Annotated in this window: 18 protein-coding genes and 1 tRNA gene; 4 read left to right on the top strand and 15 right to left on the bottom strand. The window is 57.6% G+C overall.

Annotation, left to right across the window (positions count from 1 at the left end):
* Positions 1-20: 20 nt before the first annotated feature.
* Entirely contained in the window at positions 21-1,454 is a 1,434-nt protein-coding gene (locus AC0TNJ_RS15145) for an aldehyde dehydrogenase family protein (protein WP_473771542.1), read from the bottom strand.
* 524 nt (positions 1,455-1,978) lie between these two features.
* On the opposite strand from AC0TNJ_RS15145, the gene AC0TNJ_RS15140 reads away from it, so the two are divergent.
* Both AC0TNJ_RS15140 and AC0TNJ_RS15135 read left to right on the top strand, forming a co-directional pair.
* Positions 1,979-3,784 carry an ABC transporter ATP-binding protein gene (locus AC0TNJ_RS15140; protein ID WP_473771541.1) on the top strand — a complete coding sequence of 602 codons (1,806 nt, stop codon included), beginning with the start codon at positions 1,979-1,981 and terminating at the stop codon, positions 3,782-3,784.
* A 258-nt stretch (positions 3,785-4,042) separates the two neighbouring features.
* Positions 4,043-5,953 (top strand): LTA synthase family protein, encoded by a 1,911-nt coding sequence (locus tag AC0TNJ_RS15135; protein ID WP_473771540.1) that lies wholly within the window; start codon positions 4,043-4,045, stop codon positions 5,951-5,953.
* Here the strand turns inward: AC0TNJ_RS15135 and AC0TNJ_RS15130 are convergent.
* Together AC0TNJ_RS15130 and AC0TNJ_RS15125 are read right to left on the bottom strand one after the other, a co-directional pair.
* On the bottom strand, positions 5,950-6,972 hold the full coding sequence (locus tag AC0TNJ_RS15130) for a LacI family DNA-binding transcriptional regulator (protein ID WP_473771539.1): 1,023 nt from the start codon (positions 6,970-6,972) through the stop codon (positions 5,950-5,952). The genes AC0TNJ_RS15135 and AC0TNJ_RS15130 overlap by 4 nt on opposite strands.
* A gap of 121 nt (positions 6,973-7,093) precedes the next feature.
* A complete protein-coding gene (locus AC0TNJ_RS15125; protein WP_473771538.1) occupies positions 7,094-7,483 on the bottom strand; it encodes a DUF779 domain-containing protein in 390 nt (129 codons plus the stop codon).
* 123 nt (positions 7,484-7,606) lie between these two features.
* Here AC0TNJ_RS15125 and AC0TNJ_RS15120 point away from each other — a divergent pair, with 123 nt between their 5' ends.
* Positions 7,607-8,452 carry a heme-binding protein gene (locus AC0TNJ_RS15120; RefSeq protein ID WP_473771537.1) on the top strand — a complete coding sequence of 282 codons (846 nt, stop codon included), beginning with the start codon at positions 7,607-7,609 and terminating at the stop codon, positions 8,450-8,452.
* Between the two features lie 298 nt (positions 8,453-8,750).
* On the opposite strand, the gene adh is transcribed toward AC0TNJ_RS15120, so the two are convergent.
* The 5 genes from adh to AC0TNJ_RS15095 all read right to left on the bottom strand — a co-directional run bounded on the left by adh (position 8,751) and on the right by AC0TNJ_RS15095 (position 14,851).
* A complete protein-coding gene (gene adh / locus AC0TNJ_RS15115; RefSeq protein ID WP_122003093.1) occupies positions 8,751-10,268 on the bottom strand; it encodes an aldehyde dehydrogenase in 1,518 nt (505 codons plus the stop codon).
* Between the two features lie 151 nt (positions 10,269-10,419).
* Positions 10,420-11,391 carry a GAF domain-containing protein gene (locus tag AC0TNJ_RS15110; RefSeq protein WP_473771536.1) on the bottom strand — a complete coding sequence of 324 codons (972 nt, stop codon included), beginning with the start codon at positions 11,389-11,391 and terminating at the stop codon, positions 10,420-10,422.
* Between the two features lie 94 nt (positions 11,392-11,485).
* Positions 11,486-12,997 carry a glycerol-3-phosphate dehydrogenase gene (gene glpD / locus AC0TNJ_RS15105; RefSeq protein ID WP_473771535.1) on the bottom strand — a complete coding sequence of 504 codons (1,512 nt, stop codon included), beginning with the start codon at positions 12,995-12,997 and terminating at the stop codon, positions 11,486-11,488.
* Between the two features lie 82 nt (positions 12,998-13,079).
* Positions 13,080-13,871: a DeoR/GlpR family DNA-binding transcription regulator gene (locus AC0TNJ_RS15100; protein ID WP_473771534.1), complete on the bottom strand. Its 792-nt coding sequence runs from the start codon at positions 13,869-13,871 to the stop codon at positions 13,080-13,082.
* 257 nt (positions 13,872-14,128) lie between these two features.
* On the bottom strand, positions 14,129-14,851 hold the full coding sequence (locus AC0TNJ_RS15095; RefSeq protein WP_473771533.1) for a LuxR C-terminal-related transcriptional regulator: 723 nt from the start codon (positions 14,849-14,851) through the stop codon (positions 14,129-14,131).
* A 458-nt stretch (positions 14,852-15,309) separates the two neighbouring features.
* On the opposite strand from AC0TNJ_RS15095, the gene AC0TNJ_RS15090 reads away from it, so the two are divergent.
* Positions 15,310-16,071, top strand: a complete 762-nt coding sequence (locus AC0TNJ_RS15090; RefSeq protein WP_473768889.1) for a Crp/Fnr family transcriptional regulator — start codon at positions 15,310-15,312, stop codon at positions 16,069-16,071.
* 20 nt (positions 16,072-16,091) lie between these two features.
* On the opposite strand, the gene AC0TNJ_RS15085 is transcribed toward AC0TNJ_RS15090, so the two are convergent.
* The 7 genes from AC0TNJ_RS15085 to metH all read right to left on the bottom strand — a co-directional run bounded on the left by AC0TNJ_RS15085 (position 16,092) and on the right by metH (position 26,798).
* Positions 16,092-16,168, bottom strand: a tRNA-Pro gene (locus AC0TNJ_RS15085).
* 109 nt (positions 16,169-16,277) lie between these two features.
* Positions 16,278-17,123, bottom strand: coding sequence for a 3'(2'),5'-bisphosphate nucleotidase CysQ (cysQ, locus tag AC0TNJ_RS15080; protein WP_473771532.1), 846 nt, complete (start codon positions 17,121-17,123; stop codon positions 16,278-16,280).
* Between the two features lie 3 nt (positions 17,124-17,126).
* The gene (gene cysN / locus AC0TNJ_RS15075) at positions 17,127-19,061 is read right to left on the bottom strand and encodes a sulfate adenylyltransferase subunit CysN (RefSeq protein ID WP_473771531.1); all 1,935 of its coding nucleotides are present in this window, start codon (positions 19,059-19,061) and stop codon (positions 17,127-17,129) included.
* A complete protein-coding gene (gene cysD / locus AC0TNJ_RS15070) occupies positions 19,061-19,981 on the bottom strand; it encodes a sulfate adenylyltransferase subunit CysD (RefSeq protein ID WP_473768892.1) in 921 nt (306 codons plus the stop codon). Before cysD ends, cysN begins: the two co-directional genes overlap by 1 nt.
* 320 nt (positions 19,982-20,301) lie before the next feature.
* Positions 20,302-21,687: an aspartate aminotransferase family protein gene (locus AC0TNJ_RS15065; protein WP_473771530.1), complete on the bottom strand. Its 1,386-nt coding sequence runs from the start codon at positions 21,685-21,687 to the stop codon at positions 20,302-20,304.
* A gap of 115 nt (positions 21,688-21,802) precedes the next feature.
* On the bottom strand, positions 21,803-22,510 hold the full coding sequence (locus AC0TNJ_RS15060) for a LuxR family transcriptional regulator (RefSeq protein ID WP_122003083.1): 708 nt from the start codon (positions 22,508-22,510) through the stop codon (positions 21,803-21,805).
* Positions 22,511-23,003: 493 nt separating this feature from the next.
* Entirely contained in the window at positions 23,004-26,798 is a 3,795-nt protein-coding gene (gene metH, locus AC0TNJ_RS15055; protein ID WP_473771529.1) for a methionine synthase, read from the bottom strand.
* Positions 26,799-26,994: the final 196 nt, after the last annotated feature.

Below are 26,994 nucleotides of genomic sequence, written 5' to 3'. Positions count from 1 at the left end.
GAATCGTTAGGCCAGAATCATCAGGCCAGCGTATAGGCCGTCTTGACCGTGGTGTAGAACTCAGCCGCATAGCGACCCTGCTCGCGCGGGCCAAAGCTCGAACCCTTGCGCCCGCCAAACGGAACATGGAAATCGACTCCTGCGGTCGGCAGATTGACCATCACCATGCCCGCTTCCGAATTGCGCTTGAAATGGGTCGCATATTTCAGGCTCGTCGTGCAGATGCCCGATGACAGGCCGAAATTCGTATCATTGGCGGTGGCAAGCGCTTCTTCGTAATCCTTGACGCGGATGACCGAGGCGACGGGGCCGAAGATTTCCTCGCGGCTGATGCGCATCTGGTTGGTGGCTTCCGTGAACAGCGCAGGCTGGAGATAGAAGCCCGGCGTTTCGCGGTTGAGGCGCTCGCCGCCAAAGGCAAGCTTGGCGCCTTCCTTGCGGCCGATCTCGATATAATCCATGTCCTGCTTGAGCTGGCTCTCATCGACCACCGGGCCGATATGCGTGCCCTGCTTCAGCGCATTGTCGACCGTCACGGTCTTCAGCTTTTCGATTGCCGCAGCGACGAACTTGTCGTGAATGCCTTCCGTCACGATGATGCGCGAGGACGCCGTGCAGCGCTGGCCGGTGGAGAAGAAGGCCGAATTGACGACCGATTCCACGGCGACATTGAGATCGGCGTCATCCAGAACGACAACCGGGTTCTTGCCGCCCATTTCAAGCTGGAAGCGGCGATTGTGCTCGATGGAAGCCGCCGCAACGCGCTTGCCCGTGCCGGTCGAGCCGGTGAAGGTGACGGCATTGACGTCGGCGCTGTCCAGAATGGTCTGGCCGACCACCGAACCCTTGCCCATGACGAGATTGAGAACGCCCTTTGGCAGACCGGCGCGATGCAGGATATCGACAATCGCCCAGGAGCAACCCGGCACGAGGTCAGCCGGCTTGAAGACGATGGTGTTGCCGTAGCAAAGCGCTGGCGCGATTTTCCATGCCGGAATGGCGATCGGGAAATTCCATGGCGTGATGATGCCGACAACGCCGACCGGCTCCCGCGTGACCTCTACGCCGATGCCCGGACGCGCCGACGGCAGAACTTCACCGGCAAGGCGAAGGCACTCGCCTGCGAAGAAATCGAAAATCTGGCTGGCGCGGATGGTTTCACCAATACCCTCAGCCAATGTCTTGCCTTCCTCACGCGACAGGAGACGGCCAAGCTCGTCCTTGCGGGCGAGAATTTCATCGGCAGTTTTGCGCAGGATAGCGTGGCGCTCCAGAATGCCGGAACGAGACCAGGCCGGGAAAGCGGCTTTCGCGGCGGCGATCGCCGTCTTGGTGTCGTCGGCGGTCGCCCGCGCATAGGTTCCCACAACATCATTGGTGTCCGAAGGATTGATGTTGGCGATCCCGTCACCGCCGACCCATTCGCCCGCAATCAGATTTTGATGTACTGTCATGGAACTCTCCCTGTGCGCCGCAAGGCTCTGATATATCTCAGAACGACCCTTCACCCATGAGCGGCGGAATTGCAAGGCCGGAGCCGTCCTGTAACGAAAAAAGTGAAAATAAGTGGCGCCGCCCGGCCCGGAAAGGGCCGTCTTGCAAATTTGTCACAGTCAATGACCAGTTGGAAAAATTGTCATTTTGCGGCTTGGCAAATCTTTTTGCTCATTTATTGTGCACCCATCCGCAACACTGGCAAGAGGTATGAGATGCGTGTCTATTACCCATTCCCGATGGTGCCCAGTGTTCGCGCGGGCGCTTCCAAGCTTTAAGTCCTTGGCCCGCGATGCAGGCTAAGGCCTGAACGCCCTCCCTAAAAGGGCACATTCCAAAACTTCCAAATTTGCCGCAGCCATTACCGGCTGCTTGTTTTGTCTTTGTTTTCACGCATTGTCCGACGCCAAACCGCTTCGCACTTTTGCTGAAAATGCTTTTAAAGGAACCAGAATCCGCCCAAACGCGGCCTGGTATTGTAGATATGACTCGGTTTCGCATAGACTTCCGGGGACCTGCCTTCCGCAACGTCCTCGGCTACACATTCGGCCACTGGCGAAGTCAGCCCTTGCGGCTGACGCTGATGATAATCGGCATGCTGCTCGCAACAGCCGCAGATGTCTTGACCCCGCTCTATTCGGGCCGGCTGGTCGATGCGCTTTCATTGGGTAATGACGGCGCATGGGATGCAGCCATTCACGCGCTGATTGTCCTGCTTGCGCTGGGTGCGCTGGCGCTGATTACGCGCCAGCTGACCTTCTATGTCATCACGGACTTCACCTTGAAGATCATGAGCGACATGGCGGCAAGCTCGTTCCGCAAGCTGCAACGGTTTTCGACCGACTGGCACGCCAATGCCTTTGCCGGATCGACGGTCCGCAAGGTTTCGCGCGCCATGTGGGCGCTCGACCTGCTCAACGATACGCTGATCGTCGCCCTCCTGCCTTCGATCCTGATGCTGCTCGGCTCGGTCGCGCTTCTGTCGTGGTACTGGCCGCTGATGGGCTTGCTGGTCGCCATCGGCTCGGTGCTGTTCATCGTCTGCACCATCGTGATCTCGCTCGGCTTCGTCGCGCCTGCCGCGACGCTTGCCAATAGCTGGGACACGCGGATGGGCGGTGCTTTGGCCGATGCGATTTCGTGCAATGCCGTCGTCAAGGCATTCGGCGCGGAATCCCGCGAAGATGTGCGTCTTGCCAAGGTCGTGACCAAGTGGCGCGGCCGCACACGCCGCACATGGCTGATCGGCACGCTGAATGGCTTCATTCAGGGTACGAACCTTCTGGTGATGCGCGGCGTGGTCATTGCCTTTGCGCTCTATCTGTGGAGCCAGGGCAAGGCGACGGCGGGCGACATCACCTTCGTCCTGACCGCCTTCTTCATGCTGCAAGGCTATCTGCGCGATGTGGGCATGCATATCCGCAACCTGCAGCGCTCGGTCAACGACATGGAGGAACTGGTCGACATCGAAGCACAGCCTTACGGCATTGCCGACAAGCCGAATGCACCGGCGATAAAGATCGGAAATGGCGAGATCACTTTCGATCACGTCACCTTCCATTACGGCAATCACGATGCGGCTCTCTATCGCGACTTCTCGGTCAAGATCGAGGCTGGCGAGCGTGTCGGTCTGGTCGGTCATTCGGGTTCGGGCAAGACGACCTTCGTCAAGCTGATCCAGCGGCTTTACGATGTCAGCGGCGGCGCGATCCGGATTGACGGGCAGAACATCGCCGATGTCACGCAGGCATCGCTCAGGTCGCAGATCGCCATCGTGCAGCAGGAGCCGATCCTGTTTCACCGGACGCTGGCCGAGAACATCGCCTATGCCCGCCCCGGTGCGACGCAGGCGGAGATCGAGGAAGCCGCAAAGCTCGCAAGCGCGCACGACTTCATCAGCTGTCTGCCGAAGGGCTATGCAACGCTTGTCGGCGAACGCGGCGTGAAGCTGTCGGGTGGCGAGCGCCAGCGTGTGGCGATAGCGCGCGCGTTTCTGGCGGATGCACCGATCCTCATTCTGGACGAGGCTACATCGAGCCTTGATTCAGAATCGGAAGTGCTGATCCAGCAGGCGATGGAACGGCTGATGGTTGGCCGCACGACGCTTGTCATCGCACACCGGCTTTCGACGGTTCGCGCGCTCGACCGGCTGTTGGTTTTCGACAAGGGCAAGATCCTTGAAGAAGGCGATCACGACGCGCTTATCCGCAAGCCGGGCGGCATCTATCGCCGCCTGTTCGAACGGCAGGCGCTGGAACTGACCAAGGGGCTGGAAGACGTCATTTCGTAATCCGCTCCGCTAGTTGCCCCGCAATGTGGCGATGGACAGGGCCGGAGCAATCCGGCCCTGTTTTCATTTCATATTCATTTGTTTTTACGCATGTTTTTACCCCTGACCGGCGCCCGTTTTCGGCAGACACGCTCCATTCATCATCCATTCAGATCACGGCGCGTATCACTCGCGACCCAAGCGCGGGTCAAACGTGAGTTGACATTTCCATGACGGAAATGTGACACGCTTTTTGAAATTATCGGGAGTTGCGAGTACATGTCGGATGTGATGGAAAACGCAGAGACGCGTCGCTGGAGCGATGCGGCGATTTTCGGGCCCGCCCGCATGGCGTGGCCCCTGCGCTTTGCCGCAATCGCACTTGCGTCCGTCGTTCTCTCAACCCTGCTTGTCTTTGCCGTCGAATGGATCGTGCGCGGCTCGTTCACCGAAACGATGCAGTTCTTTCGCACGCCGCACAAGCCCGCATGGACGACCGTGGCGCTTTTCGTCGTCATGCTCACCGCAAGCGACGCCATTTTCGGGCGTATTCATTACGGCTTTTTCGTCATCGGCCCCATGATGCTGCTTGCCGCCACAACGGCGCGCGAAAAGAGCCTCTATCTGGGCGACCCGCTCTATCCGAGCGACTTTCTCTATGCCCGGCAGATCGTCGACCTGCTGCCGCTTCTGGTGCGCGACCGGCCATGGAGCGCTCTGGGCATCGGCCTGCTGCTCATCGCCTGCCTGGCGCTGATGGTGTCCGTTACCCTGTTCTGGTGGCGGCGCTTCGATCCCATTCCGTGGAAGGGGCGCATGCTGCGCCTTGCCTTCGCGCTGCCGCTGCTGGCCTGGTTCGCGGTCATTTCCGACTATGCGAGTTTTTCGCTGGCACGGGACCGTCTGCGCATCCTGCCCATCATGTGGGACCAGAAGGAAAATTACGCGCATAACGGCTTCACCATGGCCTTCATCCTGAATGTGCCGATGGCAACCGTCTTCGCCCCTGACGGCTATTCGCCCGAGACAATCGCCGCCATCGAACCGCCAGCACAACTGATCCCTGCCGCCTTCGACAGCAGCAAGCCCGACGTCATCATGGTGATGAGCGAATCCTTCTGGGACCCGACGCGCCTTCCGGGCGTGGCTTTCAGTGCCGACCCGATCCCGACAGTGCGCGCGGAACAGTCCGGCCATGTTTTCTCGCCGGAATTCGGCGGCATGACCGCCAATGTCGAGTTCGAAGCGCTGACCGGATTTTCCAAGGCTTTCCTGCCTTCCGGCAGCATTCCCTATCAGCAATATATTCGCCGCCCGCTGCCGTCGCTGGCAAGCTTCTTCAAGGATCAGGGCTATGCGACGCGGGCGATCCACCCCTATCGGCAGTGGTTCTGGAACCGCGGCCCCGTCTATGAAAACATGGGCTTCGACCGGTTCATGTCGGAAGAGAACATGCCGCCGCTGGAAAAGCGCGGCGCGCTGGCATCGGATGCGGCCCTGACCGACGAAATCATCCGGGAGGCTGACGCCACCGACGCGCCGTTCTTCTTCTTCGCGGTTTCCCTTCAGGGACACGGCCCCTACGAAACCAACCGTTATCCGGATTCCAGACTTGATGTGCAGACCGACGCCAGCGAGCATACGCGCCAGTCGATCCGCTCCTATTCGCAAGGCGCGATGGATGCCGATGCAAGCCTTGCGCGGCTGATGGAATGGGCGTCCAGGCGTGACCGCGAAACCATTCTGGTCTTCTTCGGCGACCATCTGCCCCCGCTCGGCCCCGTCTATGTCGAGACCGGATTCATGCCAAACCGGGTTGCAAGCCGCACGGCGCCTGCCGCCGACATGATGTTGCAGCACGAGACGCCGCTTGTCCTGTGGTCAAACAAGCGTGGCGCGGAGCGGGGCACCGGCACGATCAGCCCGGCCTTCCTGCCGCTGCATATTCTGGATATGGCCGGGATGCAGCATCCCTATTACACCGGCTTCCTGCGCCAGTTGCACGAGCAATACCGGGTTGTCGATAATCATGCGGTTTTCGACCGGTCGGAAAACGCCGGGGAAGGCTGGCAGCAACGGCCGCCCTTCCCGCCGCTGCTCCGCGATTACCAGATGCTGCAATATGACATGATCTTCGGCAGCAATTATGCGCGGGAGCGGTTCTTCCCCGCGCATCCCGCGCAGAGCTAAATCGGTGCCTTGCCGGAAGACTGGCGGATGATGAGCTTGTAGTCGATCCGCCGCGAAGCTGATGCATGGCCGGTTTCGATCTGCTTCAAAAGCATATCCGCCGCATCGCGGGTCATCTCGAAAATCGGCTGGCGGACGGTGGTGATCTGCGGCGAGACCATGCTGGCAATCGCGCTGTCATCGAAACCCACGACCGTCAGCTGGTCCGGCACCGCGATGTTTCGGTCATAGGCGACCTGCATGACGGCAGCCGCCATATCGTCATTCGACGCAAATACGGCAGTGGGCGGCTCTGCGAGCGTCAGCAGCTTTTCTCCCGCCGCAAGCCCGCTTGCAAAACTGAAGCCGCCCTGCACCTCATAATCCGGATTGCGCTCGATCCCCGCCTCCTGCAGCGCGCGCCGATAGCCAGCCAGACGCAATTCAGCCGAACGGTGCGTCGGATCGCCAATGACGATGGCGATCCGGCGGTGGCCGAGTTTCAGAAGATATTCCATCAGATCGGCGGCAGCGGCCTCGTCATCGATGGTAACGCTGTCGGTCGGGTGCACATTCACGTCGCCTGCAACGCGGGCGAAGGGCATTGCTGAGGCGCTCAATTCGGCGAGAATTTCGGGATCGTCTGACATGGGCGGGGTCACGATAATGCCGTCGAGACCGGAAGCATGCGCCGTTTCGATCAGCGCGCCGCGAATATCATCGCGATTTTCGACCGGGAAGATCAGCAGACGGTATCGTGTGTCACGCAGCCGTTCCAGCGCCCCCATCTGCAATTCGGTGACATAGCTGGCGCTCGGATTTTCGAAGAAAAGACCGATCAGGTGAGAACGGCGTTCGACAAGGTTTCGGGCCGCGGCATTGGGACGGTAACGCAGCTCGCTCCCGGCCTGCCGGACCTTTTCGCGAATGGCCTCGCGCACATTCGGTTCGTCATTATAGACACGTGAAACTGTCTTGATCGACACGCCGGCAAGGCGCGCCACATCATGTATCGTTGCTCGTTTTCCTGCTGCGGCCATGTCGGATCGTCTCCCTCCCCGCCGATCTATCCTTCTGTTTTCACGCATTATCCGACGCAAAACCGCTTCGCACTTTTGCTGGAAATGCTCTAACCGCTTCGCCGCAAAACGAAAAGAGAAATCAGGGAATTGAGCAGACCCGCGAGCGCGTCAGAAACCGGACTTCGCGCCCATTGTCGAGGGAAAACATGCCGCCGCGTCCGGGAACGACATCGATGATGAGCTCGGTGTGCTTCCAGACTTCATATTGCGGACCGCTGATATAGACCGGAGCGCCACCGACTTCTCCGAGTTTCACGTCCGTATCACCGACGATGAATTCGCCTTGCGGATAGCACATCGGCGATGATCCGTCGCAGCAACCGCCCGACTGGTGGAACATGATCGGCCCATATTCGGCCTGCAACTCGCGGATAAGATCGAGCGCCGCTGGCGTGGCGCTCACCTGCCTCCTAGCATTCCCTGAAATATCCTCAGCCATAGCCTCCTCCGTCAGGTTGCTGACTCGCATCACTTATCAGGAATAATTTATACTGTATATATTAACAATATAATCCTGTAAATACTGTCGTATATAAATTTTTAAAATAGAATATAAAACAATAAATGTATTTATAATTAAAAGGAAAGCAAAATGGACGAACTCCATCATGAACAAGCTTCGCCAATTTTTGCCGCTGCAGACGATCCCCTCGGACCTCTTGCCGACTTGCCCGGAACCTGGACCGGATTTGGTTACAATGTGATAGGACTTCCAGATTTCCACGATCGGAAATCTTTTCGTGTTTTGATCAATGCCACCTCCGAGACACTGACCTTTCAGCCAACACAAACTGTTGTAAATCGCGGAGACAGTCAGGATGACATATCTCTGGCGGGCGTGACCTACCTTCAAACAATAAACGATCAGAGCACGGGACAGCGCATCCACATCGAACCCGGCATCTGGCTGAACATACCGGCGACCACAAGTCCTCCCGGGGCGCCATCCGTCGTACGTCAGTCGAGCATACCGCACGGTACAACCCTGCTTGCACAGGGCACGTCATATACCGATGATCAAGCGCCATATATCCCTTCAGCATCACCCCTGGCGCGTCCTGTGCCGGGGGGACCTCCCCTCACAATCGGATACAATGCCCCGTATCGTGCTGGACCATTTCCCGGTGGGTATGATCCAGACGATTTGAACAAACCGCTGAAAGATGTGCTTCACCAGCAGATCAATATAGAAAAAATGGTGTGCCAGTCCAATACTGCCCTTAGCGTAAGCACGATACCCTTTGGCGGCATATCCAACATTCCGTTTCTCAGAACCAATGCAGAAGCAATTGACACGACGGCGACATTCAATATTGAACGAATGGTAACACGGAATGGAGTAAAATTTCTACAATTGCAGTACACGCAAACTGTAAATATTATATTTGGCGGTATGATATGGCCTCATATTTCCGTTGCTACTCTAACTAAAAGATAAATAAATCTTATAAATACTATCATCCAGTTCAAGTCATACGACCTGAAATTTGCCACCGGAATATTAATCCGCTTTCCGTTGCTTCATCATTCATCCGTTATATTTAGGATCATGACCGAGAGTTTCGATCTGACTGGAACAGGTCGGCGCTCTAACTATTTATTCTACCGCGCATTTTTTCCGAAAACCGTTTCACACTTTTCGGAATGCGCTCTGAGGATCAACGGCGCTCCTATTCCAGCAAAAAATCCGCGCAGGGAAACAGCTCACTGGGCTGGTTCCCTGCGCAGACAGTCACTCAAAAGAAGCCGAGCTTCTTCGGGCTATAGCTCACCAGCATGTTCTTGGTGTTCTGGTAGTGGTCCAGCATCTTCAGGTGATTTTCGCGACCGATACCCGACTGCTTGTAGCCGCCGAATGCCGCATGAGCCGGATAGGCATGGTAGCAGTTGGTCCAGACACGGCCCGCCTGAATGGCGCGACCGAAGCGATAGGCGCGCGTTCCGTCCCGCGTCCATATGCCGGCGCCCAGACCGTAGAGCGTGTCGTTGGCAATCGACAGCGCTTCCGCATCGTCCTTGAAGGTCGCAACCGAGACGACCGGCCCAAAAATTTCCTCCTGGAAAATGCGCATCTTGTTGTTGCCCTTGAACACGGTCGGCTTGACGTAATAGCCGCCAGCCAGATCGCCCGGCAGGACATTGCGCTCGCCGCCCGCCAGCACTTCCGCGCCTTCCTGACGGCCGATATCGAGATAGCTCAGGATTTTTTCCAACTGTTCGCTGGAGGCCTGCGCGCCGATCATCGTGGCCGGATCGAGCGGATCGCCCTGCACGATGGCTTCGACACGCTTCAGCGCCTTTTCCATGAACCTGTCATAGATCGATTCATGAATGAGAGCGCGGCTCGGGCAGGTGCACACCTCGCCCTGATTGAGCGCGAACATCACGAAGCCTTCAATGGCCTTGTCGAGAAAATCGTCGTCTTCGGCAGCAACATCCTTGAAGAAGATGTTGGGCGATTTGCCGCCCAGTTCCAGCGTGACCGGAATGAGGTTCTGGCTGGCATATTGCATGATCAGGCGTCCCGTCGTCGTTTCGCCGGTGAAGGCGATTTTCGCGATGCGCGGGCTCGACGCGAGCGGTTTGCCTGCCTCAAGGCCGAAGCCGTTGACGACATTGACCACGCCCGGCGGCAGCAGATCGCCGATCAGTTCCATCAGAACGAGGATGGAAGCCGGTGTCTGCTCGGCGGGCTTCAGCACCACGCAATTGCCTGCGGCAAGGGCGGGCGCAAGCTTCCACGTCGCCATGAGAATCGGGAAATTCCAAGGGATGATCTGACCGACGACGCCGAGCGGTTCATGAAAATGATAGGCGACCGTGTCGTGATCGATTTCCGAAATGCCGCCTTCCTGGGCGCGAATGACGCCTGCGAAATAGCGGAAGTGATCGACCGCCAGCGGCAGGTCGGCATTGGTGGTTTCACGGATCGGCTTGCCGTTGTCCCACGTTTCGGCAGCCGCCAGCGCAGGCAGGTTTTCCTCAATCCGGTCGGCGATGCGATTGAGAATGAGCGCGCGTTCAGCCGCACTCGTCCTGCCCCATGCATCCTTGGCGGCATGCGCTGCGTCGAGCGCCGCTTCCACATCGGCGGCATCGGAACGGGCTATTTCGCAAAGCACCTGTCCATTGACGGGCGATGTGTTGTCGAAATAGCGGCCCGATTTGGGCTCTGCCCATTTGCCGCCGATGAAGTTTCCATAGCGCTTTGCAAAGGCCGGCTTCACTGTCCGGCTGAATTCAACCTTGTTCATGACATCCTCCCAGAAACAACGCTGCTCCTACAGCGCTTCATGGTTGAGGATCGCGCGGCGGTGGGGAAGAGTCATCCCGCAGATTCAAGCTGGCAAGGTTATGTGTCGCAATATTGAGACAGTTGCGCCCGCCTATTTCAGCGTGGCTTCCTCAATGGGCGCGAATGATCTTCAGACGGTTCAGCTTGCGATGAAGCGTGGCGCGGCTGATGCCCAGAAGCCCGGCGGCAGCCGAAATATTCCCCTCGGCGCGCGCAAGAGCCCGCAGAATAACGCTCCGCTCCGATTCCGCCATATCTTCACGCGGGTCGGCATGCCAGCCAAGAAGGTCGGCGGCAGGCAACGGGCCTGCCAGTGTGTCATCGTCAAGCTCCAGCGCAAGCCGTGCGGCGCGGGTCGCCCCGACAACGAGGTCGTCCTTGTCCACGGCGATCAGCGCGCCGCCGGTACGGTCGGGGCTGGGAACCAGCATGATACGGGCATCAGGAAAAGCCTGACGGAAATTTTCAGCCTCTATGCGCCGCGCCGCGTCGATGACGGCAACCGATATAAGCTGCGCAAAAGCCTCCGTCAGATCGGCGCGGCATGAGGAGACATCGAGCGCCGCCATCAACCGCCCCTGATGGTCATGGATCGGGGCGACGGTGCAGGAAAGCCCGATATTGCGCGTATGAAAATGCTGGTCGCGATGGATCGTCAGCGCGCGCTGTTCGACGATGCAGGTGCCGATGCCGTTCGTGCCTTCGCTCTGTTCGCTCCAGACAGCGCCCGTCCACAGCCCCCAGCGGTAGAAGGTGTCGTCGTCGCCGGGTGCGCCGCGCCGTTCGACCGGCACGCCCTCGCTATCGGCCAGCAGCACGCAGCAGCCGACGCCGCCGACAGCCAGATAAAGGCGGTCCATGCTGGCCTGCGCAATGCTGGCAAGGCGTTCAATACGCTGATGAGCGGTCCGGAATTCCCCTTCGGAAAGCGTGCGCACGGCACCCGGCTCGGCAGGGTCGAGCCCGTGCAGTTCCGCCGAGCGTCGCCATGAGGCGACCAGAGCGGACCGCGCAGCGCCACCCGCCGTCATGATCGCGGACTGGATTCGGTCAGCATGCGTTCGGTCTTGCGGTGTGCCCATCTTTTCCTCCCAGGAAGGCTGGAACCCGCCGTCTGGAAGAATAATGACTGCTCAGAACACAACTGGCAAGTGTGACGACAGCTCGAAAGCCGGTTCAGGCGACGCGCGCCGGCTTCAGATACTCCTCAAGCGAGGAAACATCCGACGCATTGAGGCGAAGACCAAGCTTCGTGCGCCGCCACAAAACATCCTCGGCGCTGACAGCCCATTCGTTCTCAAGCAGATAGCGCACTTCGGCTTCGTAAAGATCGGCCCCGAAATGCTGCCCGAGATCGGCAAGCGAAGCGGCATCTCCAAGCAGGACATGAATGCGCGTTCCATATTGCCGGAACAGCCGCCGCGCGTGAGCAGGCGTCAGGAAGGAATAGGCGGCATTCACCTTTTGCAGCTCGCGCTCGAACTCGACATCCGCGAAATCCCCGCCCGGCAGCGGTGCGGCGTGGGTCCATGGCGCGCCCTTTTTTCCCAGCCGGTGCTCGATCTTCTCCAGCATATGTTCGGCAAGCCGCCGCGCCGTGGTCAGCTTGCCGCCGAACACGTTGATCAGCGGAGCAAGCCCATCGGGCGCATCCTCTTTCAGCACATAGTCGCGGGTCGCTTCCTGTGCCTTGCTGGCGCCGTCATCATAAAGCGGTCGGACACCGGAATAGGTCCAGACGATATCCCCGCGACTGACGGGTTCCTTGAAATATTCGCTGGCTGCCGCGCAAAGATAATCGGTTTCGCTGTCAGTGATCGCGACCTTGGCCGGATCGCCCTGATAGTCCTGATCGGTCGTGCCGATCAGGGTGAAATCGTCTTCATAAGGAATGGCGAATATGATGCGCCCGTCATTGTTCTGGAAGAAATAAGAGCGCGGATCGGAGAATTTCCTGCGCACCACGATATGGCTGCCCTGGACAAGGCGGACATTGTGAAGCTGCCGATCTCCCTCGACATCCCGCAAAATCCTGTCAGCCCATGGACCGGCGGCATTGACCAGCAGGCGGGCGCGAACGTCCTCGCGTTCGTGCGTGCCAGTATCTTCCAGCGTGATGGTCCAGCATTCCCGGTCGCGGCGGGCCGCCACGACTTTGGTCCGGGTGCGGATCATCGCGCCGCGATCCGCAGCATCGCGGGCGGTCAAGGCAACGAAGCGCGCATCGTCAACCCAGCAATCCGAATATTCGAACGCCTTGGTGAAAAGCGGCTTCAAGGGCGCTGCCGCCGGATCGGAACGCATGTCGAGCGTGCGCGTGGCGGCAAGCTTTTTGCGCCCGCCCAGATGGTCATAAAGGAACAGCCCCAGCCTCAGCAGCCATGCAGGGCGCACCCCGCCCTTGTGATAAGGCAGAACGAACCGCATCGGATGAATGATGTGCGGCGCATTGGCCCACAGCACCTCGCGCTCCATCAGCGCCTCGCGCACCAGACGAAATTCGTAGTGCTCCAGATAGCGCAAACCGCCGTGAATGAGCTTGGTTGCCCGCGACGAGGTGCCGCTTGCCAGATCGTTCATCTCGGCAAGGCCAACGGAAAATCCCCGGCCAACCGCATCACGCGCGATGCCGCAGCCGTTGATGCCGCCGCCGATTACAAAAATGTCGAATAATTTCTCTTGCGCCATGGCGAACCCCGAAGACCGCTCTCCGAAAACCAAAGCGAATATAATTCATTTAATACGAAAGCAAACCGAAAATGAAACGAAACTAGGTTCGCTTTTCCTCAATCTGGCTTTCTCCAAGGGTTTCGATCAGCTCGACCTCGCTTTCGCGGCACAATTCCCGCAGCTGGCTCGACGGACAGTGATCGGTGATGAAGGTATCGATCTGCGATATGTGACCGATGCGCACCGGCGCGGTGCGTTCCAGTTTTGTGGAATCGGTGACGAGAATCACGTGCCGGGCATTGGCGATAATGGCCTGCGCCACCTTCACTTCGCGAAAATCGAAATCGAGCAACGCGCCATCCTCATCCATCGCAGAAGCGCCGATGATTGCATAATCGACCTTGAATTGCCGGATGAAATCAACAGCGGCTTCGCCGACAATGCCGCCATCAGACGGGCGCACCACGCCGCCCGCAACCACCACCTCGATTGAGGGATGAACGCGCAATGTGTTGGCAACGTTGATATTATTGGTAATGACCATCAGATTGCTGTGATCGACCAATGCCTGGCTGACGGCTTCGGTCGTCGTGCCGATATTGATGAACAGGGAAGCGCCGTCTGGAATGATTTCGGCGGCAGCACGCCCGATCGATTCCTTTTCGTGCGCGGCGATGCGGCGTCGCGCTTCATATTCCATATTTTCCACGCCGGACGGATAGAGCGCGCCGCCATGGATACGACGCAGCATCCGGGCGCGGCAAAGATCGTTCAGATCCTTGCGCACGGTCTGCGGCGTTACATCAAAAGCCGCAGCCAGATCCTCCACCAGAACCTGCCCTTGCTTGCGAGCGAGCTCTAGAATTGCATTGTGACGGGGCGTGAGCTGCATAATTGTCCTGAGGCTGGATTTCTTCGGATTGCATTCAGGTAATTTCGCGGTTTTTCAATAGAAAGCAACCACTTCAACTCGAATGTCCCGGAATGGAATTCAATTTTCAGGATTCTTCGCCAGCGCAAGCGGAATTGCGGGCCTGCGTGAAGCCGGCATTTGAGAGCGCATCGCGAAAAGTGTGGAACGGTTTTCGGAAAAGATGCGCGTTAAACCACAGAGATATAGCCGATCTGATCCAATCAGATCGAAATGCGCTAATCGACGTCGAATTTCTCGCCGTACATTCTGTGCAGCTTGCACGCTACTTCCGTGCGGTTGGCGGCGCCGATCTTCTTCATGATATTGTGCACATGCGCCTTGACGGTGCCTTCGCTCATGCCGAGTTCAAAAGCGATGATCTTGTTCGACTTGCCAATGCGGATGGCATGGACGACCTCGATTTCCCGCGCCGTGAGCAATTCTCCCAGCACGTCATCATCGATGTCAGTCGGCGCGCTCTGGAAAACCATGGAAGCTGGCACATACATGCCGCCGGCAGTAGCCAGATGAATGGCCTCGACGCAGACCTTGATGTCAACTGAAGTGGGGATATAACCACGAGCGCCGATTTCCATGGCGCGCACGACCTGGGACCACTCCTCGCGTTCAGCAAGAAAGACCACTGGAACCGGACGCCAAAGCTCGATCACGGCCTGCAATTTTTCCGTGAAAAACGGATCGGCCAGCCGCTTGGAGCCGATATTGATAAGAACAACTGCGATATCGTCAGTCGGGTCCGCGAGCTCGATTGCCGCCTGTGTCTCCACGGGCAGCTTGAGGCCGTTCAGCACAAGCCCGTTATAAAGACATTGCCGCTCAAGGTTGCTCTTGCATACGAGCAACATGCGCCGCCCCCCTGCGGCTTCAATACCCGCAGCATGTCCCCTATCCCCCTGCTCCAAAGCAGTCCAAATGCTATCCCCTCTTGCTTCCAACATGTGATGCTCCCGGCATACTCAACTTGCTCGATGTTTATGCATCCTACTATTACTTTCGTCAGAGACGAGTTTTTTCCAATGCTTGCATGGATAGCGCCCCAACCATGCCCAACGTGAATATTGCTATCGGGAAATAATCGTGTCATTAACTTATGTTAGCAATACATAAAATTTATGACCAATTGTAAGATAGACTTGAACGGCAGGAGATATATCCTCTATATCTTTCGTTTAGCTGACTTCTGCTTTTACTGAAAATTGCGAAGGCGAAGGCGACGTTTACGCTGGAAATGCTCCAGGTTTTTCCAGACGGAATACCGCTATTTGATTGCTGCTGACGTACAGGGAGCGCATTTCGATTTGCTTGGATGAAGCAGCGCCCTAACTGTTCGTCTTAATGCGCATTCTTGCCGAAAGGCCGTTTTACACATATCGGAATACGCTCCAACGGGTTTAAAATGCACAGTGGCAGGCAGACCACAGACCCAACGACTGAAGCGCTCATTGGTTTATTGGAGGCCTCTCCAATTTGCGCCAAGCTTGGAGCGCGGGAAACAGACGCGCTTTCTTCCCTCACCATTATCGAAAACGACTTTGCCGCCGATGCCGCGATCATCAGGCAGGGAGAACAAATCAGAAGCCTCCATCTCGTGCGTTCCGGCTGGGGATGTGTCTATCGTGATCTGGCCAGCGGCGAGAGACAGATTATCGACTTCCCCATGCGGAGCGATTTTCTCGGGTTTCGAACCGCCAATGGTTATAGCTACAATACGATCACGGCAGTCACCCCCATGTCGGTGTTCGAAATTCCGATTGTCTCGCTTGAAGCCTCGCTTGAGCGAGCGCCACGCCTAAGCCTGATCTTCATAGAGCTTCTTGCGCGCCAGCGATCCATGCTGATCGAGCATCTTACCAATATCGGCTGTCGCGCTGCCTTCGTCCGGACCGCGCATCTGTTTCTTGAGCTTTCCGACCGCGTGCAATCCTCCGGGATGGGCGATGCGAACTCCTTCCATTGCCCGCTGACACAATATCAGCTTGCCGATGCGCTGGGGCTGACGCCGATCCATCTCAATCGGATGCTGCGCGACTTGCGGGAAGAAGGGCTGATCCTGTTCCGTTCAAACAGGGTGGAGATTCTGGACCGCAAGCGCGTGGTCGCCCTTGCCCAGTACGACGGAGAATTCATGCGTATGTCGGTTTTCGGGAACAAGGAATAAGGCGAAAACATCGGGAAAAATGGTCGGAGTGAGAGGATTCGAACCTCCGACCCCCTCGTCCCGAACGAGGTGCGCTACCAGGCTGCGCTACACTCCGTGACCATGTGGCCTTGACCATTGAGGCGGCTTATAACGCTCCAGATTTCAAGCCGCAAGAGCATCTTGTCGTTTTTTTGAATGCCGAACCCGAAAAGCTGGAAAGAGATTCAAGCGGCCTCGAAAACAGGCCGTGATCCGCCTCCGAAAGCGACAAAATTGGGATTGGTAAAACCGGCGACACCTTCGCTGGCACGCTGGCCGTAGGAGAGCGGTATCCCGTCAAAAGTGGTCGTCAAGCCGCCCGCGGCGCGCAAAACAGCATCGCCTGCCGCCGTATCCCATTCCATGGTCGGCCCAAAGCGCGGATAGATATCAGCTTCTCCGCTGGCAATCAGGCAAAACTTCAGCGACGAACCGACGGAAACGCAGTCGCTGATCCTGTTGTCGCTCAGGAATTTTTTCGTTTCCGGATTATTGTGTGAGCGGCTGCATACTGCGAGGCGCTCCGGCCCGTGGACACGCACCGCTATTCCGCGCCGCGATCCGATCGCATGATCCCCGGTCGTCGTTATTTCTTCGGCACCGTTGCCGGTACCGATGAACATGCGATTGCGAACGGGTGCATAAACGAGGCCCAGAACCGGAGCTCCATCTTCGATCAGGCCTATGTTCACGGTGAAATCGCCGTTGCGGAGCAGGAATTCGCGTGTTCCGTCAAGGGGATCGACCAGCAGAAATCGCCGCCCGAGTTGCGCAGGCAGGCGCCCCGCCGCCACTTCCTCTTCAGCCACAACCGGAACATCCGGGGCGACCGAAGCCAGCGCCGAAAGGATGATAGCCTCCGCATCACGATCCGCTTCCGTGACCGGGGAAGAATCTTTCTTGCTGTGAACCGCGCAACCATTGGCATAGTGCTTCATGATGACGCGACCCGCCTCCAGTGCGGCTTCCTGCAGCACGGCAAGCATTGCTTCGCCGCTCGGATCGGCTTTCGGGGAGGCGGAAATCTTCATTCTTCAGATCGACCAGGAATCGCTGCCATAACTGCCGATGATACCACGTTCGGCAAGATACTTTTCTACTTCCGCGACGAGTTCGTCAACGTCCCGGCCCGTCGTGTCCAGACGAAGCTCTGGCGATACCGGCGGCTCATACGGAGAATCGATCCCGGTAAAAGCCTTTATCTCGCCACGCAAGGCCTGCGCATAAAGCCCTTTCGGGTCACGGGCGATGCATTCCTCTATCGGCGTATCCACGAATATCTCGACAAATTCACCCTCAGGCAGCCGGGAGCGAATGCGATCCCGCTCAGCCCGAAACGGCGAGATGAAGGAAACCAGCACCACCAGCCCCGCATCGGTCATCAAACGGGCAACCTCACCGACACGACGAATATTTTCTGCCCTGTCCTCCTCGGAAAAACCGAGATCGCTGTTGAGGCCGTGGCGGACATTGTCGCCGTCCAGCAGATAAGTGTGCTTGCCAAGCGCATGGAGCCGCTGCTCCAGCCTGTTTGCAATGGTGGATTTGCCGGAACCGGACAAACCCGTAAACCAGAGTACGGCTGGTTTCTGGAATTTCTGCGCAGCGCGCGTCTGCTTGTCGAGATCGAAGGACTGCAGGTGCACATTCGTCGCCTGACGAAGCGCGCCATCGATCATTCCGGCGCCCACAGTCGCGTTGGTCAGCCGGTCGATCAGGACGAAGGCGCCCGTTACGCGATTGTCGGCGTAAGGGTCGAATGCAATCTGATCCACGGTCTGGAGATGGCAAAGGCCAATCTCGTTGAGGTCGAGGCGGGATGCTTCCTGACGGGTGAAGCTGTCGACATCGGTCCTGTAGACGATCTCGCTGATCGTTACCGGCGTCTGATCCGTCTCGGTGCGCAGCAGATAGGACCGGCCAGGATGCAAGGCTTCCTCACCGAACCAGACGATATTGGCGGAGAAGCGATCCGCCACTTCGGGCCGGGCTTCCGTTCCCACCAGCATATTGCCGCGTGAAACCTCGACCTCATCCTCCAGCACCAATGTGACAGCCTGGCCTTCGGACGCGCGCGGCAGGTCGCCGTCATAGGTGGCGATGCGCTTCACGCGGGATGTCTTGCCGGATTTGGCAACCACGACCACATCACCGGCGCTGATCGAACCGGAGGCCACCGTGCCGGAGAAACCGCGAAAATCGAGATTGGGCCGGTTCACATATTGAACAGGAAAGCGGAAGGGCTTTGCCGCCGCCTCCGTGTCGATGCGCACGGTTTCCAGATGTTCGAGCAAATGCGGCCCCTCGTACCAGTCCATGCGGGGCGATGGGAGTGTGACATTGTCGCCAAAACGCGCCGAGAGCGGGATGGGCTGGATGCTGGCAAAGCCAAGCTCTTTGGCGAAGCTCATATAGTCGGCAACGATACGCTCGAAGGCTTCTTGAGAAAAATCGACCAGATCAATCTTGTTCACGGCCAGAACGATGTGACGGATACCAAGTGCGGAGGCAATGAAGGAATGTCGGCGGGTCTGGGTCAACACGCCCTGCCGGGCGTCGACCAGCACGATGGCAAGATCGGCAGTCGATGCGCCGGTTGCCATGTTGCGCGTATATTGCGCATGGCCCGGCGTGTCCGCGACGATGAATTTGCGGCGAGGCGTCGAAAAGAAGCGATAGGCGACATCGATGGTGATGCCCTGCTCCCGCTCGGCTTCGAGACCATCAACCAGCAATGCAAAATCGAAATCATCATCGGTCGTTCCGAACTTGCGGCTGTCGTTCTTCAACGAAGCAAGCTGGTCCTCGAAGATCAGTTTCGTGTCGTAGAGCAGCCGCCCGATCAGCGTCGATTTGCCGTCATCCACGGAGCCGCACGTAAGAAACCGCAGCAGGGTCTTGCGCTCCTGATCGGCCAGAAAATCGCTGACTGCGGCATTGGTCGCAACAGGCTTGATTACCGCATTCATCAGAAATAGCCCTCGCGCTTCTTCTTCTCCATCGAACCGGCTTCATCGCGGTCGATGGCGCGGCCCTGCCGCTCGGATGTACGGGCGATCAACATTTCTTCGACAATGTCGGAAAGGTCGGCCGCACTCGATTCAATCGCGCCCGTCAGCGGATAGCAGCCGAGTGTGCGGAACCGCACCAGCCGGTTTTCCACCTGCTCGCCCGGGCGCAGTTTCATGCGGTCATCGTCGACCATGATCAGCATGCCGTCGCGCTCGACCACCGGGCGATGCGCTGCAAAATAAAGCGGGACGATGGGGATATTTTCTTGCAGGATATATTGCCAGATATCGAGTTCGGTCCAGTTCGACAGCGGGAAGACGCGGATCGATTCTCCGGCGGAAACGCGCGTGTTGTAGATCTTCCACATCTCGGGACGCTGGTTTTTCGGGTCCCATCCATGCTGTGCGTTACGGAAGGAAAAGATGCGCTCCTTGGCGCGCGATTTTTCTTCGTCGCGGCGGGCACCGCCGAACGCAGCATCGAACTTGTACTTGTCGAGCGCCTGCCGCAAGGCGACCGTCTTCATCACATGGGTATGGACGTTCGACCCGTGGCTGAAAGGTCCGATTCCCTCGCGCACGCCATCCTCGTTGATATGGACGAGGAGTTCAAAACCCTTCTCACGGGCCTCAGCATCGCGAAATTCGATCATCTCGCGGAATTTCCATGTCGTATCGACATGCAGAAAGGGAAAGGGTGGCGGAGCCGGATAGAATGCCTTCATCGCCAGATGCAGCATCACTGACGAATCCTTGCCGACCGAGTAGAGCATCACCGGATTGGAAAAACTTGCCGCAACTTCGCGAAAAATATGAATCGCCTCTGCTTCAAGGCGTTGCAGATGCGTCAGGTTCTTGGTCAGGGATGCATGATGCACGACTACTTACTCCCGGCAACCGGATAGGACTCGATACTGGCGGGAGGGTTGGCATAAGCCTTCATCCGGCGCAGATGCGGCAACAGCCACAGTGCGCGCATTGTCGTGAAATGATGCGGGAAAGTGAAAGAAACCTATCGCGTATTGCAACTGGCTTGCGCGAAAAACTACCGTATTTGCAAGCCGGGCCGGAACAAACTTGCGCGCGCCTAGAAAAGCCGATTTCCCGTCAAGTTACGGAAAATCATACAATTTTTGTGATATTAAACAGGTTTTCGCTCTGGAGCCGCCGGTCTTTCGGACGGCTCCAGAGCAAATTATTACTTGGCGAGTGATGCTTGGGCAAGGTTCGCCTGAACATCGTTGAGCGCCGCTTCGAGCGCCGACACCATCGTATCGATCTGCTGATCGTTGATGATGAGCGGCGGGCAGAAGGCAAGCGTGTCGCCCATTGCACGGGAAATCACGCCGCGCTCCTGAAGCGCTGCATTTGCCTGTGCGCCCAGCGCGCCCGCTTGTTCAAGGCCTGTCTTGGCCTGTTTATCGATGACAAGCTCGACACCGGCAATGAGACCGACGCCACGCACTTCGCCAACCAGCGGATGATCCTGCAACGCACGCAGGCGCTTCTGCATATAGGCGCCGCGATCCCGCGCATTGGCAACCAGATCGCGCTCTTCAATGATCGCGAGATTTTCCAATGCCACAGCCGCCGCCACCGGATGCCCCGATGCCGTGAAGCCCGTGCCAAGCGTGCCGATCTTGTGGCTTTCCTCGGCAATCGGCGCGTAGACGCGTTCGTTGATGAGGAACGCCGAGATTGGCAGATAGGATGACGAAAGCTGCTTTGACATGACCAGAATGTCGGGTTTCATATCGAATGTCTGGCTGCCGAACAGGTTGCCTGTCCGTCCGAAACCGCAGATGACTTCGTCGGCAACCAGCAGAATATTGTAGCGATTAAGAACGGCTTGCACCTTTTCCCAGTAGGTTTTGGGCGGAACGACCACGCCGCCTGCACCCATCACCGGCTCGCCGATGAAAGCGGCAATGGTGTGCGGACCTTCTGCGAGGATTAACTGTTCCAGCTCATCCGCCAGCCGCGTTGCGAACTGTTCCTCGGTTTCTCCCGGCAGCGCATCGCGATAATGGTGCGGGCAACCCGTATGCAGGATGCGATCGATCGGCAGGTCGAAGGAGCGGTGATTGTTGGGCAGGCCCGTCAGGCTGGCGGAGGCAATCGTGACACCGTGGTAGCCGCGCTTGCGCGAAATGATTTTCTTGCGCTCCGGTTCGCCCAGCGCATTGGAGCGATACCAGATCAGCTTGATAACTGTATCGTTGGCCTCGGAGCCTGAATTGGTGAAGTAGGCCTTGCTCATCGGCACGGGCGCCATCGAGACAAGCTTTTCAGCCAGATCGATGACGGGCCCATGCGAGCGGTACGAGAACGTATGGTAGAAAGGCAGCTTCTTCATCTGCCGTGCGGCAGCTTCCGCCAGACGCGGCTCGGAAAAGCCCACGCCGACGCTCCAAAGTCCCGACATCGCTTCGATGTAGCGCTTGCCGGTTACATCCTCGACGTAAATGCCGTCGCCGCGCTCGATCACAAGCGGACCTTCCGCCTCGAGGCGGACAGCATCAGTATAGGAATGGAGATGGTAGCGGATATCGCGGGCTTCAAGAGAGTTCGGCTGGGCAGTCATTCATTGATCCTCCGAGAATGATAATGAATGTGTAGCCCGTTTCAGAAAAAGCGCAAACCGGAAAGCCGCTGAAAGATGCCCTTCGGATCAAACCGCCGAGGGACCTGGAAGGGAGTTAGAGAAGTCCGAAGGTACGGGCCTTGGCGACCGCCTGGACCTTGTTGACCGCGACGAGCTTGGTCAGCACGTTGCTGATATGGAAATTCACCGTGCGCGTCGAGATATTGAGGATCGTGCCGATGATTTCGGCGGTCTTCCCCTCACTCGTCCAGCGCAGGATTTCCCGCTCGCGTGTTGTCAGGTTCACCTCGGAAACGCAGTTCATTGTCGGAATGTCGAGATGTTCATACATGGACAGATGCAGCAGGTTGGCCGTGATCTGCATCTGGCGCCGCAACATAGAAATTTCGCCAGACGATAGGGCCGGTCCACTTCTCACAAAAGACAGCATGCCAAACACGCCTTGCGCCGCCCAGCACGGTTGGGAAATCCCGACCTTGATGCCGAAGCGCTGGGCATCTGTCCATATTTGCGGGGCCTCCGCAAACAGCTTCGATGACCAGACCAACGGCTCGATGCTGTTCAAAGCCTTGCGAACCAATGGGTCTATATCCGCATATTTTCTGTCAGCATAGTGATCGGTCCATTCCTGGGGCAACGAGCCAAAGCTAAGCCATTTAACTACGCCGTTCAGGAGGGGAACGCGCATGACATAAGCCGTATGTGCAAATCCGCACTGTTTGGCATAGGTATTTATGTATTCAAGGAGCTGTTCGACGTCGTCAGCAGATTGCATGGATTCATAAATTTGTTCCCATTTCATTGCAGACATCCCAATTAAGTTCTAATTTTGATTTTATTAAAATACAGCGCCAGCACACGAAACGATTGCGCCGCCGAGGACTAACACAACCATCGGTTTTTTACTATATAGCAAAGCACACTCAAACGAACACAAATTGAAAATTTCCGAAGATTTTTATTACAATAATTAGTAATTAATGAAGTACTTAAATATTAAATACTTCACATTCCGCCTTGGAAAACAAATGTCAACGCGAGCTTTCCATTGCCAGAACAGCTGCACCTTCTTCAACTATATTTGTAAGCACTTGCGAATAGAAAGCCGTTCCACATTTCGCTGGAAATGCTCACGCGCCGCAGAACCGAAACCGATTTGCATCCTGTAAACACTAGAACCGTCTGGCGGGTTCAGCAAACCTGTCAGAATGACGAGTATTTAAGTTATGATTAATAGACGTCGACAGGCGGATGCGCGTTGATGAAGCAGGAAAGGGAAGGTTCGCGACGGCCGGTCAGGCCGCCGCATCCTCGTCTTTTCCCGCGCCCGGCATATAGTTGAGGATAGGGCTGAGCCAGCGCTCCACTTCCTCGACTGTCATGCCCTTGCGCGCCGCATAATCCTCGACCTGATCGCGCTCCACCTTGGCCACGCCGAAATAATAGCTTTCCGGATGGCCGATATAGAGACCCGACACGGAGGAGCCAGGCCACATGGCGTAGCTTTCGGTCAGTTCCACGCCAGTATTGGCAGTCGCATCCAAAAGACGGAAAAGTGTCGTCTTTTCGGTATGATCGGGCTGCGCCGGATAGCCGGGAGCCGGACGAATGCCCTTATAGGGCTCGCCGATCAGCTCTTCCGGCGTAAAGGCTTCGTCGGAAGCATAGGCCCAGAACTCCTTGCGCACACGCTCGTGCATCAACTCGGCAAAGGCCTCCGCGAAGCGATCAGCCAGCGCTTTTACCAAGATTGCGGAATAATCGTCATTGGCCCGTTCGAAACGTTCGGCTATCGCCACTTCGCCAATACCCGCGGTCACGACAAAGCCACCAACATAATCCTGCTTTCCGCTCTCGGCAGGCGCCACGAAATCGGACATGGCCACGTTCGGACGACCATCGCGCTTGCTCAATTGCTGGCGCAGCGTAAAGAAAGTTGCAAGTTCCTGCTTCCGGCTTTCATCGGTGAAAAGGCGGATATCATCCCCCACCGCATTGGCCGGCCAGAAGCCGACGACCGCCTTTGGCGCAAACCACTTTTCATCAATGATTTTTGCCAGCATCGCCTGCGCGTCATCCCAAAGCTGCCGGGCAGCATCGCCCTGCTTCTCGTCTTCGAGGATCGCCGGGTAGCGGCCCTTCAATTCCCAGGTCTGGAAGAACGGCGTCCAGTCGATATAGCGCGCGATTTCGGCCAGATCGTAATCGTCAAAGACCTTCGTGCCGGTGAATGCCGGCTTGACCGGCGCAAAATTATCCCAGTCGAGCTTATGCGCGTTGGCGCGGGCGCGCGCAATCGGCAGGCGCTGCTTTTCGGCTTCGTTGCGCGCATGGGCGGCTGCAACCTTGGCATATTCGGCGCGAACACCGTCAATGTAATCCTGCTTGCCTTCCGGCGACAGCAGGCCCGATACCACGCCGACAGCGCGGCTGGCATCGACGACATAGACCGCCTGCCCGCGCTCATAACGCGGATGAATCTTCACCGCCGTATGAACACGGCTGGTCGTCGCGCCGCCGATCAGAAGCGGAATCTCAAAGCCTTCGCGCTCCATTTCCGCCGCCACATGCGCCATCTCGTCGAGCGACGGTGTGATGAGCCCGGAAAGACCGATAATGTCCACCTTCTCATCCCGCGCCACCTGCAAGATTTTCTGCGATGGCACCATGACGCCCAGATCAATGATTTCGTAATTGTTGCAGGCCAGCACGACGCCAACGATATTCTTGCCAATATCGTGCACATCGCCTTTTACGGTGGCCATCAGAACCTTGCCAGCGCTCTGGCGCTCGCCGTCACCGATGCCGTTTTCCGCGTTCAGACGCTTTTCCTCCTCCATATAAGGCAGGAGAACCGCTACCGCCTGCTTCATCACGCGGGCTGACTTGACCACTTGCGGCAGGAACATCTTGCCTGCGCCAAACAGATCGCCCACCACATTCATGCCCGCCATCAGCGGCCCTTCGATGACATGCAGCGGCCTTTCGGCAGACTGACGCGCCTCTTCCGTATCGGCTTCGATATAGTCGGTAATGCCGTTGACGAGCGCATGTTCAAGGCGCTTTTCAACCGGCCATTCGCGCCATGTCAGATCCTGCGCCTTGGCTTCCCTTGAACCGGAATCGCGGAAACGTTCGGCGATTTCCAGCAGGCGTTCCGTCGCATCGGAGCGGCGGTTCAACACCACATCCTCGCAGGCCTCGCGCAGTTCTGGATCAATGGCATCGTAAACCGCAAGCTGGCCGGCATTGACGATGCCCATATCCATGCCCGCCTGAATGGCGTGGTAGAGGAACACCGCATGCATCGCCTCACGCACCGGCTCATTGCCGCGGAAGGAGAAGGACAGGTTCGACACGCCGCCCGACACATGCACATGGGGCAAGGTGGCGATAATCTGCCGGGTCGCTTCGATGAAGTCGACACCGTAATTATTGTGTTCCTCGATCCCGGTCGCCACCGCAAAGATGTTCGGATCGAAGATGATATCTTCAGGCGGAAAGCCAACCTGCTCGGTCAGAATCCTGTAGGCACGCGTACAGATTTCGATCTTGCGCGCCTCGGTATCGGCCTGCCCGGTTTCATCGAAGGCCATGACGACCACCGCCGCGCCATAAGCGCGGACAAGCTTTGCATGATGGATAAAGGCTTCCTCGCCTTCCTTCATCGAAATGGAGTTTACCACCGCCTTGCCCTGAACGCATTTCAGGCCAGCCTCGATCACCTCCCATTTGGAGCTGTCGATCATGATCGGCACGCGAGCGATATCCGGTTCGGCGGCGATCAGGTTGAGAAACTCGACCATCGCCTTTTCGGAATCGATCAGGCCTTCATCCATGTTGATGTCGATGATCTGGGCGCCATTGGCGACCTGATCACGCGCCACATCAAGCGCAGCCGCAAAATCACCGGCCTTGACCAGCTTGCGGAACCGGGCAGAGCCCGTGACATTGGTACGCTCGCCGACATTGACGAAGGGAATGTCCTCCGTCAGCGTGAAAGGTTCGAGGCCCGACAAGCGCATTAGCGGCGCGACCCCGGCGGGCTTGCGCGGCGGATGTTTTGCAACCGCCTCGGCGATGGCACGGATATGTTCCGGCGTCGAACCGCAGCAGCCGCCCACCACATTGACCAGTCCGTCACGGGCAAAGCCTTCAATCTGGGCAGCCATTGCTTCCGGCGTTTCGTCATACTGGCCAAACTCGTTCGGCAGGCCGGCATTCGGATAGGCACAGATGAATGTATCGGCGATGGTCGACAATTCATCCAGATGCGCGCGCATGGCGTTGGCGCCGAGCGCGCAGTTGAGGCCGATGGTGAACGGCTTGGCGTGACGCAGCGAATGCCAGAAAGCCGTCGGCGTCTGGCCCGACAGGGTACGGCCGGACAGGTCGGTAATCGTGCCGGAAATCATCACCGGCAGACGGATGCCCTTTTCCTCGAACACTTCTTCCGATGCGAAGACAGCCGCCTTCGCATTCAGCGTGTCGAAGATGGTTTCAATCAGGATGATATCGGAACCGCCATCGATCAGCCCCCTGATCTGCTCAGCATAAGCCAGGCGCAGATCGTCGAAGGTGACGGCGCGAAAACCGGGATTGTTAACGTCCGGCGACAGCGAAGCGGTGCGGTTTGTCGGCCCGAGAGCGCCCGCCACGAAGCGGCGGCGGCCATCTTTCTGCTCGGCGCGCAAGGCGGCGCGGCGCGCAAGGCGCGCGCCATCGCGGTTCAGCTCATAGACCTGATCCTCCATGCCGTAATCGGCCTGTGCAATTCTCGTGGAAGAGAAGGTATTCGTTTCGAGAATATCCGCGCCCGCAATCGCGTAGGCGTAATGAATTTCCTCGATTGCCTTGGGCTGGGTCAGCGTCAGAAGGTCGTTATTACCCTGAAGCTGGCAGTCGCAGGCGCCGAAACGATCGCCGCGAAAATGTTCCTCATGGAAGCCAAGCCCCTGGATCTGGGTTCCCATCGCGCCATCGAGGATCAGGATGCGCTCACGCGCTGCCTTGGTGAGAGCTGCCAGCACTTCGGAGCCGTCCGGCTGCGCTGCCGTTGCACCAAAAAGACCATCGAGGGGAGAGGCCATAAAACACCGCCTGTATTCAATCTGTTACCAGGCCAAGGGGCTGTTTGGGACATGCCCACCTGATATTGCCTGCCATACGCACATCGGGAAGTTCGCTTAATGACATAAACATATCTTTATGTCAATTCGGGACAAATGTTTTCCGCCCCGGATTGAGCATCACCCGTCTATTGCCCGAAGGAAGAAATCGTGACTG

This window comes from Ochrobactrum sp. PL_is483 (genome assembly GCF_055816855.1).
Note: the sequence above shows the minus strand (reverse complement) of the source record. Positions and strands in the feature narration are given on the sequence as shown.